The following is a 17,422-nucleotide window of genomic DNA, read 5'->3' as shown; positions in this document are numbered from 1 at the left end:
TTACAACAATGAAATAATATGGACATAACAAAGTCGATGATGATCAATCCATACTACTCATACCTCAAAGGCGTTTTAATCGTGATTTTGCAGTTCCCTTATTTCAGCATAGCCATCAAATTCATAAATTGGGCAGGTTTTCATTATTTCTACCGCTTCGTCAAAATCAGTACACTTCAACAACAAATACCCTCCAACGATTTCATGATGATTCTTATAGATTTCATTGGTGACTGTATTTCCATTATCTTTTATCATTCTCCCTTCTAATGTTAAGCCGCTCCCACCTTCCAGTTTTCCCTTTTGTCCCCAAGTCGAAAACCAATTCTTCCAATTTTCCTGATGAGCTTTAATATCATCATCAGAATGTTGTATGGTCCTTCCATCAGGCTCTCTAAATAATACGATAAATTTTTTCATTGTTTTATATTTAAATGGAATGAGTGAATCATAGCATAACTTTTAAAATTAGCTCATCTTTTTCATGAAACTTATACTTTCTGCTGATATTTTAAAAGTAATAAAAAAACATATTATTATAAACAAAAATGTCTGGACACGAACTTGAGAGCTATCCCGCAGTCAACAATGATTTTTCGTACTGATAGTAATATTGGCTTCTTACTACACGAAAGATTCGTGCAGCAGTGGGGAAACTTAAAATATTTTTTTTAATAACCAATATAAAAGAGTCAATATTAAAGATCCTACTATTATTATAATCCACCAGTAGGGTAATACCCAAAAAATAAAATATTTTATTGAGCTTATTATATAAGATATTCCATTTAAAGAAGAATATTTTTTTTGGAAAGCACTGTCTGTAAGACCTACAAAGTAAGCTAGTAATGATAAAACAACAATATTAATAATAAATACACTAAAACCAGACTTTCTCATAATACATTATTGTGTTCAACGGGATTTTGATGGATATAATTAAGCTTCTGTTCAAATATCAAAATATTCTATTCTCGTAAAAACATCAATCCAGAATACCGTAGCAAAACTTATAAAATAAGCTCCTTCTTTTTCATGAAATTTATATTTTCTACTCATATTCTAAAATTAAGAGAATTGGGTAAAAAAACAAAGCCAACTATAAAAGTTAGCTTTGCTTTTTTATTATCTGCTTAAAGTTATAAGCTTTTTGTAGTTGGTTTCATTCTGAGCACGAGCAAGATGCTCGCGCCAGCGAGGGGATATTTATTTACCTAATCATCATCGAGACAATAAATATCTAAAATTAAAAATTTTATCATCTTTCTCATTGTAGAGTACTTTTCTTACTTCATCATATAAGTTATATTCTTCGTTGCTATCTAATAATTCTGGATAAAAAAATTTTTCTCCGAGTATATTTATCTCTTCCTTGAAAATCCATTTAGCATTAACATTTAATGCTTTAAAATATTCGCCTACTAAAATGATTATGGGAATTTCAAATTTATCAGATCCTTGATATGAAATTTCGTCATTTAAGCCATTAAATAATTGAAAAATATAAATTATATCTTTTAGTCTTTTCGTTTCTATATCGGAATCAATTATTTTTAAATAATAATTAATATTTTCATTTATATTTATTATTCTTGATTTATCCTTAATATAATTTTTTGCAAGCAAAAACTTTGTAGAACTAAATAACTCATCTAATGTACCCGGCAATACTATACGTTTGTTTAAGTTTTGGTAGTAATCTCTGAATGAATTATAATTTGTTAATTTTGCAATTACTTCTCCTGTTACATTATTTCTTTCAATAATTTCTCCATCATTTATAGAATAAAAATACTGATAATATTTATTACTTAGAGGTAAATTTAAATAATTCTCCATTTTAGTTTGTTGAGCGGTTATAACTTAAGAAAATAAAAGAATAAATACAATTCTATTTGAGATATATCTGTAATTCAGACTCTTTGAGTTGGCTTCGCTTGTTTTTTTATACAATCTCAGACTAATCCTTCACCTTAAAACTACAAAGGTTCCCATAACTCAATTTTATTTCCTTCCACATCCATGATATGGATAAATTTCCCATAATCATAGGTTGCGATATCATCAACAATAGTTACCCCTTCTTTTTTCAGTTCTTCCACCAGAGCTTCAAGATCTGCAACCCTGTAGTTGATCATAAATTCTTTCGAAGAAGGCTCAAAATACTTTGTCGTTTCAGAAAACGGACTCCATTGAGTAGCACCTTCTTTTGCAGTGTCATCTGCTTCCCGCCATTCAAATGTTGCCCCATAGTCATTGGTGTCAAGGCCCAGATGGGTTTTATACCATTCCTGCATTTGTTTAGGGTCTTTACATTTAAAAAAGATACCTCCGATGCCTGTTACTTTTTTCATGTTTATTGTTTTAGTGTTTAATAATTTGAAAAGTTTTTAAAATTATTAATTTTTTTAATCTGCTATCCAATATTTTTATCATTTCTCAGTTATTTTCATGAATAATAAACTATTAATCCTATAACAAGATGAATCAAATCCGGTAACTGGCCGATCCGTAAACCTAAGACCATGATGCAAAACTCACAATTGTTTGAAAATTAACAGTGATAAATGTATTTTACAAATCAAAATACCTATTTTCGCGATGCATATTTTCAAAGGACGTATTTCTAAGTTAAAAATATTCACTAAAAACTATAAAACTGTGACTTACCTATTCCTCAAAACCTCTTCCTGAGTTAAATTAAACTTCCTTTTCCACCCTTGTAACAATCAACCATTAAACCCTACTACTATATTTAAAAAATCTACTACTTAAATAATAAACCGAATGCAAACATCTTTTTTTAAAATTGCGGCTGCCTCAGCTGCACTCTGTTTCAGTACGGTCGTTTTAGCCCAACAAAAATACACGGTTAGCGGAACGATCAAGGATAAAAAAAACGGAGAATTGTTGATTGGGGTTACCGTAAAAGTAGCTGAAGATCCTTCGATAAATGTGGTTGCCAATGAATATGGCTTCTACTCTTTATCGCTACCGGAAGGAAATTACACCATGGTCATTTCATATCCGGGATACAGGGATTTTGAACAGAGCATCACGGTCGATAAGAATATCAAGCTGGACCTTCCGCTGAACCAGGAGGAAGAAGAGAGAACAGCAAAGATTGATGAAGTGATCATCTCCGGAGTAAAAAAAGATAAAAACCTTTCTACTGCCCAAATGGGTACCGAGACTTTAAGTATTAAAAATATCGAGAAGCTTCCGGTTTTATTCGGTGAAAAGGATGTTATGAAAACCATTCAGTTGTTGCCGGGGATCAAAAGTAATGGTGAGGGAAGCAGTGGATTCAGTGTTAGAGGTGGAGCTACCGATCAAAACTTAATTTTACTGGATGAAGCTCCTGTTTATAATGCTTCTCACCTGTTGGGCTTTTTCAGCACATTTAACAGTGATGCCTTAAAGGATGCCAGTATCATCAAAGGAAACAGCCCCGCACAATACGGTGGTCGCCTTTCTTCTGTCATGGACGTGAAAATGAAGGATGGAAATAATAAAGATTATAATATCAATGGAGGAATCGGTTTGATCAGCAGCAGATTAAGTGTGGAAGGTCCTATTCAAAAAGAAAAATCATCGTTTATAGTTTCCGGAAGAAGAACGTATGCGGATTTATTTCTAAAAGGAAGTGAAGATTTTAAGGACAGTAAGCTGTATTTCTATGATCTGAACTTAAAGGCTAATTATCAGATCAATGATAATAACCGACTGTATTTATCCGGATATTTTGGAAGAGACGTTTTGGGAATCGGGAAGACCTTTGCGACAGATTGGGGAAATACAACCGCTACTTTGCGATGGAACAGCATCATCAGCAGTAAATTATTCTCCAACACTTCCCTCATCTACAGCGACTATAATTATAAAGTAAGCCTGGAAAGTAATGATAATAAATTCGGACTGAACTCAGAGATCCAGGATTGGAACCTTAAACAGGATTTCACATGGTTTGCCGGAAACAAACATTCGGTTCGTTTTGGCCTACAGTCCATTTACCATACCCTGACACCGAGCAGTGCCTCAGGAACAAGTGTCAGCAGCTTTCCAAGAAATCCACGGTATTCGTGGGAGAATGCCATTTATATCAACGATGATTTCAAAGCAACCGAAAAGCTGACCATTAATTATGGTGTGCGGCTCTCTACATTCAGTGTTTTAGGTGGAGATACATTTAATAGTTATGATAACGGTGTTCTTACGGACAGCAGATATCTTGAAAAAGGAAAATTCGGGAAAACATATGTAAATCCGGAACCGCGTATTACAGCCAATTACAGGATCAATGAAGTGAGCAGTGTAAAAGGAGGATACTCCAGAAACACCCAGAATTTGCATCTTTTGAGCAATAGCAGCAGCGGAAACCCTACAGATCGGTGGATCGGAAGCAGCTATACGGTAAAGCCCGAAATTGCAGATCAGGTAAGTGTAGGCTACAGCAGAAATTTCAATAACAACAATTACGAGATTAATGCTGAGGTGTATTACAAATCAATGAAAAATCAGATCGACTTTAAAAACGGTGCGCAAATTACCTTTGATACTGCAGCAGATGTAGAAAGTGAGTTATTATTCGGAAAAGGAAGGGCTTATGGTCTGGAATTGATTGCAAAAAAGAAAAGCGGGAAATTAACAGGCTGGATCTCATATACATTGTCTAAAACAGAGAGAAAAATCAATGGGATCAATGATAACGAATGGTACAATGCAAGAATGGATAAAACCCACGACTTATCCATTGTGGCCACCTATCAGCTAAACCCCAAATGGTCCTTTTCCGGATTATTTGTTTACAGCACCGGAAATGCAGTAACTTTTCCTACCGGAAAATATGAGCTGAACGGACAAACCGTTTTCCAGTACAGCAGCAGGAATGCGGATAGAATGCCTGCTTACCACAGGATGGACCTAAGTGCTACTTATGAGCCTAATTCCACTAAACGCTTCCACGGATCTTGGTCATTTGGTATTTATAATATATATGGTCGAGAAAACGCCTATACTATTACTTTTGAAGACAATCCAAATAATCCGGGAACTACACGTGCTATGCAAACTTCATTATTCCGTTGGGTACCTAATATTACTTACAATTTCAAATTTTAAATCATGAAGAATATATTTTTTATCATATTATCCTTGTTTTTATTGACCTCTTGTCAAAAAGAAATAGACCTTGATCTGGCTGATCAGAGCGGAAAGATCGTCATTGAAGGAAACATTACAGATCAACCTGGTCCTTATATTGTAAGAATAACAAAATCAGTAGTGGTTACCGAAAATAATTTGTATCCTGCTGTTACCAATGCACAGGTGATTGTAAGCGATAACACGGGACAAACCGAAACCCTGCAATATATCGGAGACGGAAAATATCAGACGACCAACTTCAGCGGAGTATCAGGAAGGACCTATACTTTAAAAATACAGGCTGAGGGACAACAATATACTGCTCAAAGCACTATGCCTGCAGCTGTAAGTTTCGATGGTCTTACTCAGGATTCCTTTGTATTCGGAGGAGAGACCACTTATACCCTTTTGCCTCTTTTCACGGATCCTGTAGCTTTGGGAAACCGTTATCTTTTTAGCTTTACTATCAACAGCAAGCCTAAAAAGACGCTTGAAGTATTTTCAGATAATATCAATAACGGATTACTGAATCAGCGCCCTTTGTTTCTTCCCAATGATGACGAAGACGGAAACAGCCACAAGGTTGTAGTTGGTGACACCATCCATGTCGAAATGCAATCTATTGATAATAATGTATTCACGTACTACAGCGCATTGCTTCAAATCACTGATGGAAGTGGCCCCGGTGGTGGAGTAACTCCATCCAATCCGCCGAGTAACATCAGCAATGGTGCTTTAGGTTATTTTTCTGCTCACACTTTGAGTAAAAGAAATGCTGTAGTTCAATAATTTATAACGATTGAATTAAAAAAAGGCTATTCCGAAAATCCGGGATAGCCTTCAATATAATCAGTGTTAAATAGGTTTTTATTTTTCTGCTGACCCATTTTTATAAACCGGATTCCAGCACTTTTAATAATTCAGTCTGCTGAATAAGATCATTCTTACTGCTGATGAGATTATAATTGGCCTGGAGCCAACCGTTCCTTACAACGAAGAAGGTATAGGCATCCATTAAACCCTCTTTGTATTTTTCTTCCGATTTCTGAAATGACAGTTTCTGATTTTCAAAATTGAGATCCAGAAGATGGTATTTTTCCTGTGCATTCAGAAACTGGGCTTTTATGGAATTGATGGTTTGTGTGAGATTATTAATTACCAGTTCTTTGTCATAGTTTGAATTGATAGCATTCAGTTTTGCGATCTCAACATTTGTTTTTACCTGAAGTTTATTGAAAACGGGAATACTGAGGCCGAAACTAAGGGATTGATTCTTATTTTGTCCGAACTGATCAGAAAAACTAAGGGTCGACGCATTATCTTTTCCCAAAACCTTATTATAAAAAGTTGACCAGCTATAGGTTCCGTTCAAAGTTGGCCAATATCCGGCTCTTGCTACCTCTTCCTTTTTTTTCTGTGCATTAATCTCCGCCATCACCGACTGGTAAGCCGGATTCTTTTCTAAAAGCCTTTTTGTAAAGTCGGGATCCTGAAATTCACTTTCTGAAAGAGGATTCTCATTATCCATGACAAAATCTATTGAATCTTGTGTTACCGCCATAGCATTGAGAAGGTTAATCCTTGACAGGTCACGCTGGTTCTTGGCGGATACCCATTGCTCCTGTAAAGTTCCTAAATTGGCTTTTATATCATAGATATCGCTTTTGGGCCTGTTGCCAATCTCCACCTCCTTTTCAGTCCGTTTAATCTGCTCTTCAATGCCTGAGATCTGGGTTTCCAGCACTTCCAGCCAGCTTTTGCTGTTCTGATACGTGAAGAACATCTGTATAACATTCAGCTTTACTTCATTTTTAGCCTGCGCAAGCTTGTAGGTACTGGTTTCTTTATTCAATTTAGAAAGAGAGATATTCAGGAAATTTTTCCAGTTGAACAGTTCCCAATCCGCCCTTGCGTTGAATTGATCGTATTGTGTATTAAGAGCTTCACGCTGATTACTGGACTGGTTGATTGAAGATCCGAAACTATACGTGTGGTTTACCCCTGCTTCTATTGTTGGCAGGAGCATTCCTTTTGATCCGGTGATCAGCCTGTCATTCTTTTCTACGGCAACAGCGGCCTGTTTTATTGACGGATGATGCGTTGATGCATAATCCAGGCACTGTTGCAGGTTCCAGGTTTGCTGTCCCGGATACAGGCTGATAAAAAATATGAAAATGAAATTTTTCATGAGTTCGTTCTGATTTAAGTAGATTAAAAATATAGTATGATTGCGCTACTTATTCATATTTAAGGTACTTTACAAGATTGACTTTTGTAGCTTTGTACGCTTTTATACTTACCACGGCAAATGTCAATGCAAGCAATACACAGAAACTGACGATAAATGGCCATAACGGCATATCAATTCTGTAAGCAAAGTCTTTCAGCCATTCGTTCATCAGGTAGTAACATATAGGTACACTGATCAATACTGCAATTATGGCAATCCAAAGAAACTGTCTGGTCAGTCCGAAGACCAAAATACGGTCAGACGCACCTAAAGTTTTCCTGATCGCTACTTCTTTTAGCTTTTGTTCGATCATCAGGGAAGAGAGAGCAAAAAGCCCAAGCAGAGCCACCATAAGCACCATGGCATTGAGAATAGTAAATAAGGTCTGCTGTTTCTGATACTGTACAAAGGTTTTCGCAAATTTCTGATTTACAAAATAGTATTGGAACGGATATCCCGGCTCAGCTGAGTTTTCCCAGTATTTTTTTACCTTGTTTACTGTTCCTTCAATATCATCAGGTTTTACCTTTACCTGGATACTTTGCAGAGCATACCTGTTTGCGGCAGTTTCTTTGTAATGGAAAAATGCAATGGGCTCTACTTTAAATTTTAAACTTTTAAGATTAAAATCTTTAACGATCCCAACAATCCTATATTTTTTATTGTCATCGAATCCCGGATTTAAATTTCGCGCCAAAGCTTCCTCATCGGTCCAGCCAAACTTTTTAACAAATGCTTCATTTACGATCAGACTGTTAATTGTATCTGAGGCGAGATTAGGGTTTAGCCAGCGTCCTTTTAACAATTTCACTTCCATAAACTGCAGGTAGTTGTAATCCATGGAGCTGTAGTTTGTATTAATAGTCTCCTGCATATAATCGATATTAGCACTTTTCTTCCTGCTACTCCCTGCAACTGCATCTCCAAAGGAAACCGCTTCTACTCCATCAATTTTAGAAATTTCGGACTTCAGACGCTCATACTTCAGCCACGGTTTAGGATCGTTTTCATTGAAGGTTATCAGCATGATTTGCTTTCCATTAAAACCAAGATCTTTGTTCATCATATATTTTACCTGACTGTTTACAATAAGCCCACCGATGATAAAAAACGAAGAGATCATCAACTGAAGGGTAAGAATTCCGTTTCTTAACCATATCCCGTGCTTACTTCGTGAAAAATTCCCTTTCAGTGTTTCAATAGCTTTAAAGCTGGAGAGATAAAAAGCCGGAATAAGTCCTGACAGCAAAGTAACCAAAAGTACCATGATCAGGGAATAAAGAAAGACATGCCAGTCATTCAGCTTTATTTCTTTATCAAAAAACTTATTAAAGTTCGGAAGCAGGAGTTCCGTAAGTACCAGAGAAATAAAATAGGATACCATGCAAATTATAAAAGTCTCTAAAAGAAATTGTCTCATCAGTGAAGACCTTGTTCCTCCGATTGCCTTTCTCACTCCTACTTCTTTGCCTCTTTGAGATGCTTCTGCTGTTTTTAGGTTAATAAAATTAATAGCAGATAAAACAACGATCAGTACAGATAAAATAAACAAGATCAGTACAGTTTTAAAATCTCCTGCAGCCAGCGGGGAAGATTTCGCATGGAGTTTTATCTTATCAAGTGGAGTCAGTAACACGGTGTTGGGGCCATATTTTTCGAGAAATTGCTGGGTGCTGATTCCAGAATCTTTTGCGTCTACCGCTGCCCTTACTTCAATGATGTCTCTTTTAAATTTCTCACTGAAAACCGACGGATCCACTCCCTTTTTTAACATGAAGAAACATGCATAACGATAGTCGTTCCAGTGGTCACGGTCACTTCTGAACTGTTCCACAGGATTAATGATAAACTCCGGTTTTATCTGCGTATTTCCTTCCGGAAGTTCGTATACCGCGGTAACGATATAGTCTTTATTTTCAATCTTTACAGATTCCCCCGCAACATTTGTCTTTCCGAACAGCCTGATAGCCGTCTGTTTGGAAATAGCAATAGAGGTTTCTGTTTTTAAAGCATCTTTTGCTCCTCCTGAAATAATCTTAAAAGGAAAAAAATGAAAGAAGCTTTCAGATGCCAGAAGACCGTCCTGCTGAAATGCTGTATGGTATTTTGTAGTCATTTTATTACCAATTCCGGTACCAAAGAAAAGAACGTAATCCTGAACTTCGGGAATTTTCTTAAGGGCATTGAATGCCATAGGATAAGAAATACTGCTACGGTAAGAGTTCTCTGCCTTAGAATAGGTTTGAAAGGCATAGATATCATCTTTTTTAGGATTCCATTTTTCATAGGATTCCTCATCATTCCAATGCATCAGGATCAGCATAAATCCTGTAAGCCCTATCGTAAGTCCAAATATATTGATAATGGTGGACAGCGCATTTTTTTTATAATTGACGAAAGCAATTTTAAGCCAGTTCTTGAACATAATTCTGTTGTTATTAATAATGAATGGTACAGATCATTTCCATGATCTTCATGGGTACACTGAAGGATTTTGATTTATCCGAATTCTTTAGCATCCGCCTTAGCGAATACATCTTTTCTCTGAGAAGCATGTTCCTCATTAAAAATCTCTCCGTCTTTCATGGTGATGATTCGGGAAGCGTATCCGGCATCATAGGAAGAGTGTGTTACCATAACAATGGTAGAGCCTTCTCTGTGAAGTTCTGCCAACAGGTTCATCACTTCGTTTCCATTAGAACTGTCCAGATTCCCCGTAGGCTCATCGGCAAGGATCAGTTTTGGCTTGGTGACAAGGGCCCTGGCTACGGCTGCTCTTTGCTGCTGCCCTCCCGAAAGCTGTTGGGGATAATGTTTCGCCCGGTGGCTGATATTTATCTTTTCCATAATTTCTTCCACCTTCTTTTTTCTTTCTGAGTAGGAAACCCCATTATAGATCAAGGGCAGTTCAATATTTTCATAGACGGTAAGCTCATCTATCAGATTAAAATTCTGAAAAATAAAACCTATATTCTTTTTACGGACATCCGATTTACCTTTTTCGCTAAGTCCCACCATTTCCACTCCTGAAAACTGATAGGAACCGGCTGAAGCGGAATCCAGAAGTCCGAGAATATTGAGAAAAGTAGATTTTCCACAGCCTGAAGGTCCCATTACAGCAAGGAATTCTCCTTCTTTAATGCCCAGGCTTACCTTATTTAATGCATGGGTCTGAACATCTTCTGATATATAAATTTTTGAAAGGTTATGAATATTGATCATGATAATTTGATATTTAATTGTATTATGTATTGTTGATAAATCCCTGATATCAGGTTCATTAGAGAAGCTTTTTGCCTAAATTGATGAATCGGCTTCATCTCTGTAACAATATGAATTAAAAGTATTCATATTTTTACTTTTTTATGGTGAGTATCTCATATTTTTTAAGATCTGCATAATCTGATATGATTACCGTTTCTCCTTCATGAAGCCCCGATTTCACTTCATAATATAAAGGGTTTTCCCTACCCAGGCTTACGTTTCTCCGTTCCGCTTTATTTCCTTTAACCACAAACACCCATTTCCCATTGGTATCTTTATAAAAATTCCCTTTTGGAATCATGGTACTCTGTGTATCTGCCGAAAGTTTTAGTTTTACTCCGAATGTCATCCCTATTTTGAGGTTTTCAGGCTTTTTGTCCGTGAAATTAAGCTCTGCTGAAAACTGCCCGTCTTTTACTTCAGGAAGTATTTTGGTAATCACCACCTCATCTTCCTGTCCGTTATTATCCAGAACTCCCTTAATTCCGTTTTGCAGTTTGTTGATGTAATATTCGTCTACTTTAGCTACCAGCTTATAGCCGTCCATCAGATCTATTTTTCCAATGCTTTGGCCATTCGTAAGGTTCTCACCTACCGATATTGTGAAAGATGAAAGTCTTCCGGAAGCCGGAGCCATGATCAGGAAATTATTTTTGTTGGAATGCAAGATTTGTAAGCTTTTATCCATCTGGTTTATCGATGTATTAATTGCCGATATTTGAGCGCTTCTGGAATTTTTTTCACTGGAATAGCCTTTTTCTACAATTGATTTCCTTTGTTTCTGGTACGTAAGATTCTGCACACTGATGTCATAATCTGTTTTCTTCCCGATCTCTGCATCATAGAGACGCTTTTGAAGGTTAAAATTCTGTAGGGCTGTATTATAATCATTCTGTGCCTGCAGCAATTCCTTATCCTGAGCCAGCTCCTGATTTTTCAGTTCCAGAAGTGTACTCCTCATCTGGCTGATCTGCTGCATGATCCCTGTTTCCTGATTCATATAGCTGAATTCGGTATTCGGATTGTAGACTCTTGCTATCGGCTGACCTTTGGTGACCATCTGACCGTCTTCAGCAAATATTTCCTTAACCGCTCCTCCTTCCAGAACATTTACAAATGAAGATTTAAGCGATTGTGTCTGCGCATTCACCATCAGCATATCTTCAAATTTCCCTCTCGTAACCTTATCAGTCTGGATATCTTCAGCCGAAACATTATAGGTCTTTTTCTGACTGCTGAAATACATCCCGGAAAGCGACAAAACAGCTATAGCTCCCAATCCCCCTAAAACAAATTTTAATTTCGATTTCTTTTTTACTATTTTCGTATCCATAATAAAGATAACTCTTTTTGTTACAGCAAATTACACAACACAGATGCCAGAAAATTATACTTTTATAAGTGTCTGATAATCTGAAATAATATTAATAAGAGGAGTTGATCAGGTGTTCATTATCGGACACTTTTTGTCCGATAATGAACATTTTTAATAGAAAAGAATGAGTTTTAATACAATCAACAAATACCGATATGCGAAAAAAAGAAGCGCACATTCTCATTGTAGATGACGACGAAGACATTTTGTTTTCTGCAAGAGTCTGGCTTAAAAAATTTTTCACAGAGGTCAGCTGTCTTAGTAAGCCCGTACAGATTATGAAATTCATGACTGAAAACCAGTTTGATGCAGTAGTACTGGATATGAACTTCAGAAAAGGTTTTGAAAGCGGCCAGGATGGTTTGTACTGGATGAAGGAGATCAAAACACTTGAACCTCAGCTTCCCATTATTCTTATGACCGCTTACGGCGAAGTAGAACTTGCGGTTGAAGCTTTAAAAAACGGTGCGTCGGATTTCATCCTGAAGCCGTGGAATAATGAAAAGCTCTATGCCTCTGTGAATCTCGCTGTAGATATTTCCAGAAAAAATAAAAAGCTGAGTCAGTGGGAAAATATAAATCAGAAAAACCATCAGTATCAGCTTGATAGTCATTCTCCGAAAATGCAGGAGGTCTTAGAACAAATCGAAAAAGTGGCCCCTACGGATGCCAATGTTCTGCTTCTGGGAGAAAACGGAACGGGAAAATATGTCCTTGCCGAGTCTATTCATGAACAATCGGAGAGAAAAAATCAGCCTTTTGTGCATATTGATCTTGGAAGTATTTCCGAAAGCCTTTTTGAATCAGAATTATTCGGTTATAAAAAAGGAGCATTTACTGATGCCCACCAGGATTACGCCGGAAAAATAGAAAATGCACAAAATGGAACAGTTTTTCTTGATGAGATCGGAAATCTACCGCTACAGTTGCAGACAAAATTATTAAGCCTTATTCAGAACCGGAAATTATCGAGATTAGGTGAAACCAAGGAACGCTTACTGGATGTCCGTTTTATTTTTGCCACTAATGAAAACCTTAAAAAAGCGGTTGCTGAAAATCGCTTTCGCCAGGATCTTTACTACCGTATCAATACCGTGGAAATTCATATCCCTGCTTTAAGGGAAAGACAGGAAGATATAGGTCTTCTGGCTCAGTATTTTCTGGACCGCTATAAACAGAAATACCATAAACCGAACCTGGAACTTACGGAAGGTTTAATGCTTACCCTTATCAATTATTCCTGGCCGGGAAATATCCGGGAGCTGGATCATTGTCTTGAAAGAAGTGTTATCCTGTCCACCGATCATCATCTCCAATTGCTGATGCCTCAGCCGGAGGAGCAAGAGCAAACCATTATCAATCTTAATATCGAGGAAATGGAAGAAGTACTGATCAAAAAGGCATTGAAAAAACATACCGGGAATATTTCTCTGGCAGCCGAAGATTTAGGTCTTTCCCGGGCTGCACTTTACAGGAGAATGGAGAAATTTGGGATATGAGTGGTAGATGGTAGAAATTAGAGGTTAGAAGTTAGAAAGTAGATTTTAGATTTTAGACAATGTATTAAAATTATGAATAAATATAAATATTGGTGGTTGCTTTACCACTTTCTGGCAATCATGAGTGGAATTGCTACCTATCATTTTTTTTTACAGGAAAAATGGTTTAATGCGAGTCTTTTTGCCGGAATAATGGTGCTCTTTGTTATTTTGATCAACCAATCGCAGATTGCTTTAGCATCAAAAACAGAGAAGATTATATCTTCTATCAGAAAAAAAGATTTTTCATTATTTCCCAAAGAGGAAGGAACAGCGCTTTTGGATAGCAGCATCCGTTTGTACTACCAAAGCAAGGAAGAACAATTTTCCCTATCGTCCTATAAGCTTCTGTACGAAAGTATTCTGGATCAGATGGAAACAGGACTTATGATCCTTTCCGAGGAAAATAAAAACTGGGAAGTATTTTATGTGAATGAAGCTTTTCTTACAAGCCTCCAGGTTCCAAGATACAACAGCTGGAGCCTGTATGCATCTAAAGCTCCTGAATTTTTTAAAATTATTGAGGATACAGGATACAGCAATTCTCAGGAATTTTTTGATATTTCTATTCGTGGAAATTCCAAGCAGTCTTTTTCATTAAGAACAAAACAGGTAAAAAATCCGCAACACCGTTTTTACATCATCACCCTGGAATCCGTTCAGAAGATCATAGAACAAAAAGAGAAGCTCGCATGGAATAACCTGATGAAGGTGATTTCACACGAACTCCTCAATACACTGACCCCCGTAAACAGCCTGATCCAAAGCCTGGAATACATCAGTAATCAGGAAACCGTAGATAAAGAAGACCAGCAGGAAATGAAAGAAAGCCTGATGATCATTAATTCCAAATCAAAACAGTTACTAAGCTTTGTTGATGATTACCGCCAGGTTGCAGAATTACCCAAACCCGTTCTGGCTTCTGTTTCCCTGAAAAAAATAGTAGAATCTGCATTAAATTTCCTGAAACCGGAATTTGAAAAGCAAAATATTTCAATCGTCCGCGAAATTGAAGATTTCAGGGTTCTGGCGGATGAGAAAATGATAGAACGCAGTCTTATCAATTTGTATCTCAATGCGATATTTGCCGTTTCTGAAAAACCAAATAAAACCATCACAACCACTGTCCGATCTCAAAATAACCGCATCATTATCGCTATTACCGACAACGGATCAGGCATTACTCCTGAAATTAAAGACAAGATCTTCCTTCCTTTCTTTACAACCAGAGCCAGTGGTTCCGGAATCGGGCTCACACTTACCAAAAGTATAATGGAAGCGCATGGAGGGTATCTCAATTACCAGGCACTGAATGAGGGCAGCAGTTTTGAATTATGGTTTTTAGTATAACTGCTTTTCAATTGTAATTGGAAAACCTAAAATACTCTGCTTTATTCAACCAGGCTTATCTGCTCAAAGATTTGCCTTTTGGACTTTTCAAATATCTCTCCGCCGAACTCTTCATTGTCCAGAGAAAAAAGGGTTATATCTTTTACTCCCATAATCCCGAATATAAACTCCAGATACGTGGTCTGAAAATTCATATGAGCATTTTTCTCTCCTGCTCCATAGCCTGTATCTCCCCTGCTGGACAGTATAAATATCTTTTTATTTTCAAGTAAGCCTACATAATCCCCATCAGGAACTCCTGATCGGAATTTCCAGGTTTTATTGAATCTCATCACCTGGTCGATATAGGCTTTCAAACCACTGGGAAGCGACCAATTATACATTGGTGTGGCAATGACATAAATATCATGTTCTTTCAGTTCATCCACCAGTTCATCACTCAGCTCCAAGGCTTTATGATCCGCTTCTGTCCTGTCTGCAGGCTTGGTAAACGCCCCGGCAATCCAGGATTCATCAATTCCGGGAATCAACTCTGTTCCTACTTCCCTGTAGGTAAATATATCATGAGGATATTTTGATGTCCAGTTGTCTGCAAAAAGCTTTGACAGTTTTCGGCTGTGTGATCTTTCATTTCTTACGCTTGCGTTGATGATCAATACTTTTTTCATATGCTTCGTTATTATAATGAAGCAAAATTCCAGATTATAAAAGAGAGAAAAATTGACCTAGTTCAAGAGGATTTATTTTTTTTTCGCAATCTGCTAATAAATTCTGCCGACACTCCCAGATAGGAAGCAATCAGATACTGCGGAACCCTGGAAGCGATATCAGGATATCTTTCAAGAAAATCAAAATACCTGTATTCTGCATCATATACATTATGGTAGATCAGTCTTTTTTGCAGGACCCCAAGGTAACTTTCAAGGATAAGCCGGAAATAACGCTCAAGTTGTGGAATAGCCCGCAACAGATTTTGAAATGAATGGTAATTGATCTGTAAGACCTTGGTTTTTTCAAGAGCCTGGATATTGTAAATAGAAGTTTTCTGTTTAGAAAAACTATCGATATCACTGGCCCACCAATCGTCAATAGAGAAATAAAGAATTTCTTCATTACCATTCTCGGAATTGATATAAAATGCTTTCACGAGACCAGAAACCACATAATTATCATACCGGCAGACATCCCCGTTTCTCAAAAGATAATCTCCCTTTTCCAAAATTTTCTCTGTCCAGAAACTCTCAAAAATTTCAGTCTCTTCCTCTGTTAAAGTAACATATCTGGAAATATTTTTCAGTAAAGGGTTTTCCTTCATAAGCGATCTTTAATGAAATGATCAACAAATGTACAGAATATTCCAATCTATTCATGGTTAATAAAAGATCAGGTAATGAGTTAATACATGAGCACTCTCCATTTCATTTATCCCAGGAAAAAAATTACCGCGAATTGTGCTATCATCCCTGTAAGTTCTTCATTGATTCCGTACCTTTAGTATTCTATTTTTGTGGCAATAAAATCCTTTTACAATGAGAATAGTAACAATAGAGGAACACGTGTCCTTTCCTGAAATGTCCCACTTTCTTCCTGACGGTATAACGGATAAAAAGCAGCCATCGGGTCCGGCAATGAGACTGATGCCTATGTTGTCGGATATTTCCGGACAACGACTGGAATCGATGGATCAATCGGGTATATCCATGCAGGTCCTTTCTGTAGAAAATACCGATGTCAATTTACTGGATCAGTCATCTGCTCCTGCATTTGCTTCGCAATATAATGATTTGCTGGCGGAGAGAATAAAAGATCATCCTGACAGGTTTGCGGCATTTGCCCATCTTCCGATGGTGGCTCCCTCTGCTGCGGCTGATGAGCTTGAACGCACCGTAAAGACTTATGGTTTCCGCGGTGCTATGATCCGCGGACTTACCTGTGGAGAATTCCTGGACGCTCCTAAATTTGCACCTGTTTTTGAAAGAGCTGAAAAGTTAGGAGTTCCCCTATATATACACCCCGGAATCCCACCAAAACCTGTCATGGATGCTTACTACAGCAATATAGGCACAACCTCCGGTTCTTTTGATGCTCTTGCCTGCTGGGGTTGGGGCTGGCACTCAGAAACAGCTATTCATGTACTGCGACTTCTGATAGCCGGAGTTTTTGATGATTATCCCAAACTGAAAATAATCATAGGACATATGGGCGAAATGTTGCCGATCATGTGGGACAGGTCCAATAAGGCTTTTCAGCCGGGTAATGGAGGCCGTAATCAAAGAACAATGGCTGATACATTCAGAGAGCAGCTTTATATAACAACGAGTGGTTTCTTCACCCAACCTCCTTTGCAAATAGCATTGGATGCGATAGGCATAGATCATATTATTCTATCGGTAGATTATCCTTTCAGTGATAATCAGATGGGTATTGATTTCTTACACGGCATAAATCTTCCAGCTGAACAGATCGCAAAGATTGCCCATGGAAATGCAGACCGCATCCTTGGACTTTAATAATTGATTA

14 protein-coding genes and 1 pseudogene are annotated in these 17,422 nt (G+C 37.3%); 5 read left to right on the top strand and 10 right to left on the bottom strand.

Annotated elements, in window-relative coordinates:
* Nucleotides 1–75: 75 nt before the first annotated feature.
* From G9C87_RS03220 to G9C87_RS03205, 4 genes and pseudogenes are all read right to left on the bottom strand, one after another.
* Nucleotides 76–420: a YciI family protein gene (locus G9C87_RS03220; protein WP_172278042.1), complete on the bottom strand. Its 345-nt coding sequence runs from the start codon at nt 418–420 to the stop codon at nt 76–78.
* A gap of 540 nt (nt 421–960) precedes the next feature.
* Nucleotides 961–1,059, bottom strand: a pseudogene (locus G9C87_RS03215) (transposase); the annotation flags it as partial.
* 162 nt (nt 1,060–1,221) lie between these two features.
* Nucleotides 1,222–1,839, bottom strand: a complete 618-nt coding sequence (locus tag G9C87_RS03210; protein ID WP_172278040.1) for a hypothetical protein — start codon at nt 1,837–1,839, stop codon at nt 1,222–1,224.
* A gap of 140 nt (nt 1,840–1,979) precedes the next feature.
* Entirely contained in the window at nt 1,980–2,354 is a 375-nt protein-coding gene (locus tag G9C87_RS03205) for a VOC family protein (RefSeq protein WP_172278038.1), read from the bottom strand.
* Between the two features lie 433 nt (nt 2,355–2,787).
* Between G9C87_RS03205 and G9C87_RS03200 the strand changes: the two genes are divergently transcribed.
* Nucleotides 2,788–5,121, top strand: a complete 2,334-nt coding sequence (locus G9C87_RS03200) for a TonB-dependent receptor (RefSeq protein WP_172278036.1) — start codon at nt 2,788–2,790, stop codon at nt 5,119–5,121.
* A 3-nt stretch (nt 5,122–5,124) separates the two neighbouring features.
* Complete coding sequence (locus G9C87_RS03195) at nt 5,125–5,934, top strand: DUF4249 domain-containing protein (protein WP_172278033.1); 810 nt, start codon at nt 5,125–5,127, stop codon at nt 5,932–5,934.
* Nucleotides 5,935–6,034: 100 nt separating this feature from the next.
* On the opposite strand, the gene G9C87_RS03190 is transcribed toward G9C87_RS03195, so the two are convergent.
* From G9C87_RS03190 to G9C87_RS03175, 4 genes are all read right to left on the bottom strand, one after another.
* Nucleotides 6,035–7,333 carry a TolC family protein gene (locus G9C87_RS03190; protein ID WP_172278031.1) on the bottom strand — a complete coding sequence of 433 codons (1,299 nt, stop codon included), beginning with the start codon at nt 7,331–7,333 and terminating at the stop codon, nt 6,035–6,037.
* Between the two features lie 49 nt (nt 7,334–7,382).
* The gene (locus G9C87_RS03185) at nt 7,383–9,800 is read right to left on the bottom strand and encodes an ABC transporter permease (RefSeq protein WP_172278029.1); all 2,418 of its coding nucleotides are present in this window, start codon (nt 9,798–9,800) and stop codon (nt 7,383–7,385) included.
* A 74-nt stretch (nt 9,801–9,874) separates the two neighbouring features.
* Complete coding sequence (locus G9C87_RS03180) at nt 9,875–10,597, bottom strand: ABC transporter ATP-binding protein (protein ID WP_172278027.1); 723 nt, start codon at nt 10,595–10,597, stop codon at nt 9,875–9,877.
* Nucleotides 10,598–10,730: 133 nt separating this feature from the next.
* Complete coding sequence (locus G9C87_RS03175; RefSeq protein WP_172278025.1) at nt 10,731–11,972, bottom strand: efflux RND transporter periplasmic adaptor subunit; 1,242 nt, start codon at nt 11,970–11,972, stop codon at nt 10,731–10,733.
* Nucleotides 11,973–12,169: 197 nt separating this feature from the next.
* On the opposite strand from G9C87_RS03175, the gene G9C87_RS03170 reads away from it, so the two are divergent.
* Nucleotides 12,170–13,513, top strand: a complete 1,344-nt coding sequence (locus G9C87_RS03170; RefSeq protein ID WP_172278023.1) for a sigma-54-dependent transcriptional regulator — start codon at nt 12,170–12,172, stop codon at nt 13,511–13,513.
* 72 nt (nt 13,514–13,585) lie between these two features.
* A complete protein-coding gene (locus tag G9C87_RS03165; RefSeq protein ID WP_172278022.1) occupies nt 13,586–14,902 on the top strand; it encodes a sensor histidine kinase in 1,317 nt (438 codons plus the stop codon).
* Nucleotides 14,903–14,943: 41 nt separating this feature from the next.
* Here G9C87_RS03165 and G9C87_RS03160 read toward each other — a convergent pair whose 3' ends face one another.
* Nucleotides 14,944–15,570, bottom strand: coding sequence for an FMN-dependent NADH-azoreductase (locus tag G9C87_RS03160; RefSeq protein WP_172278020.1), 627 nt, complete (start codon nt 15,568–15,570; stop codon nt 14,944–14,946).
* A 62-nt stretch (nt 15,571–15,632) separates the two neighbouring features.
* The gene (locus G9C87_RS03155) at nt 15,633–16,217 is read right to left on the bottom strand and encodes a Crp/Fnr family transcriptional regulator (RefSeq protein ID WP_172278018.1); all 585 of its coding nucleotides are present in this window, start codon (nt 16,215–16,217) and stop codon (nt 15,633–15,635) included.
* A gap of 214 nt (nt 16,218–16,431) precedes the next feature.
* Here G9C87_RS03155 and G9C87_RS03150 point away from each other — a divergent pair, with 214 nt between their 5' ends.
* Nucleotides 16,432–17,412 (top strand): amidohydrolase family protein, encoded by a 981-nt coding sequence (locus tag G9C87_RS03150; protein WP_172278016.1) that lies wholly within the window; start codon nt 16,432–16,434, stop codon nt 17,410–17,412.
* Nucleotides 17,413–17,422: the final 10 nt, after the last annotated feature.

The organism is Chryseobacterium sp. LAM-KRS1 (genome assembly GCF_013184525.1).
GTDB lineage: Bacteria > Bacteroidota > Bacteroidia > Flavobacteriales > Weeksellaceae > Chryseobacterium > Chryseobacterium proteolyticum.
The sequence above is the reverse complement of the archived record's forward strand: the minus strand, read 5'-3'. Positions and strand labels throughout refer to the sequence as shown.

Excerpts from the sequence above, each read along its gene's own strand:
- G9C87_RS03150 (WP_172278016.1), top strand. The coding sequence starts at position 16,432 with ATGAGAATAGTAACAATAGAGGAACACGTGTCCTTTCCTGAAATGTCC.
- G9C87_RS03220 (WP_172278042.1), bottom strand. The coding sequence starts at position 420 with ATGAAAAAATTTATCGTATTATTTAGAGAGCCTGATGGAAGGACCATA.
- G9C87_RS03185 (WP_172278029.1), bottom strand. The coding sequence starts at position 9,800 with ATGTTCAAGAACTGGCTTAAAATTGCTTTCGTCAATTATAAAAAAAAT.
- G9C87_RS03165 (WP_172278022.1), top strand. The coding sequence starts at position 13,586 with ATGAATAAATATAAATATTGGTGGTTGCTTTACCACTTTCTGGCAATC.
- G9C87_RS03175 (WP_172278025.1), bottom strand. The coding sequence starts at position 11,972 with ATGGATACGAAAATAGTAAAAAAGAAATCGAAATTAAAATTTGTTTTA.
- G9C87_RS03155 (WP_172278018.1), bottom strand. The coding sequence starts at position 16,217 with ATGAAGGAAAACCCTTTACTGAAAAATATTTCCAGATATGTTACTTTA.
- G9C87_RS03205 (WP_172278038.1), bottom strand. The coding sequence starts at position 2,354 with ATGAAAAAAGTAACAGGCATCGGAGGTATCTTTTTTAAATGTAAAGAC.
- G9C87_RS03200 (WP_172278036.1), top strand. The coding sequence starts at position 2,788 with ATGCAAACATCTTTTTTTAAAATTGCGGCTGCCTCAGCTGCACTCTGT.
- G9C87_RS03170 (WP_172278023.1), top strand. The coding sequence starts at position 12,170 with ATGCGAAAAAAAGAAGCGCACATTCTCATTGTAGATGACGACGAAGAC.
- G9C87_RS03160 (WP_172278020.1), bottom strand. The coding sequence starts at position 15,570 with ATGAAAAAAGTATTGATCATCAACGCAAGCGTAAGAAATGAAAGATCA.
- G9C87_RS03195 (WP_172278033.1), top strand. The coding sequence starts at position 5,125 with ATGAAGAATATATTTTTTATCATATTATCCTTGTTTTTATTGACCTCT.
- G9C87_RS03180 (WP_172278027.1), bottom strand. The coding sequence starts at position 10,597 with ATGATCAATATTCATAACCTTTCAAAAATTTATATATCAGAAGATGTT.
- G9C87_RS03210 (WP_172278040.1), bottom strand. The coding sequence starts at position 1,839 with ATGGAGAATTATTTAAATTTACCTCTAAGTAATAAATATTATCAGTAT.
- G9C87_RS03190 (WP_172278031.1), bottom strand. The coding sequence starts at position 7,333 with ATGAAAAATTTCATTTTCATATTTTTTATCAGCCTGTATCCGGGACAG.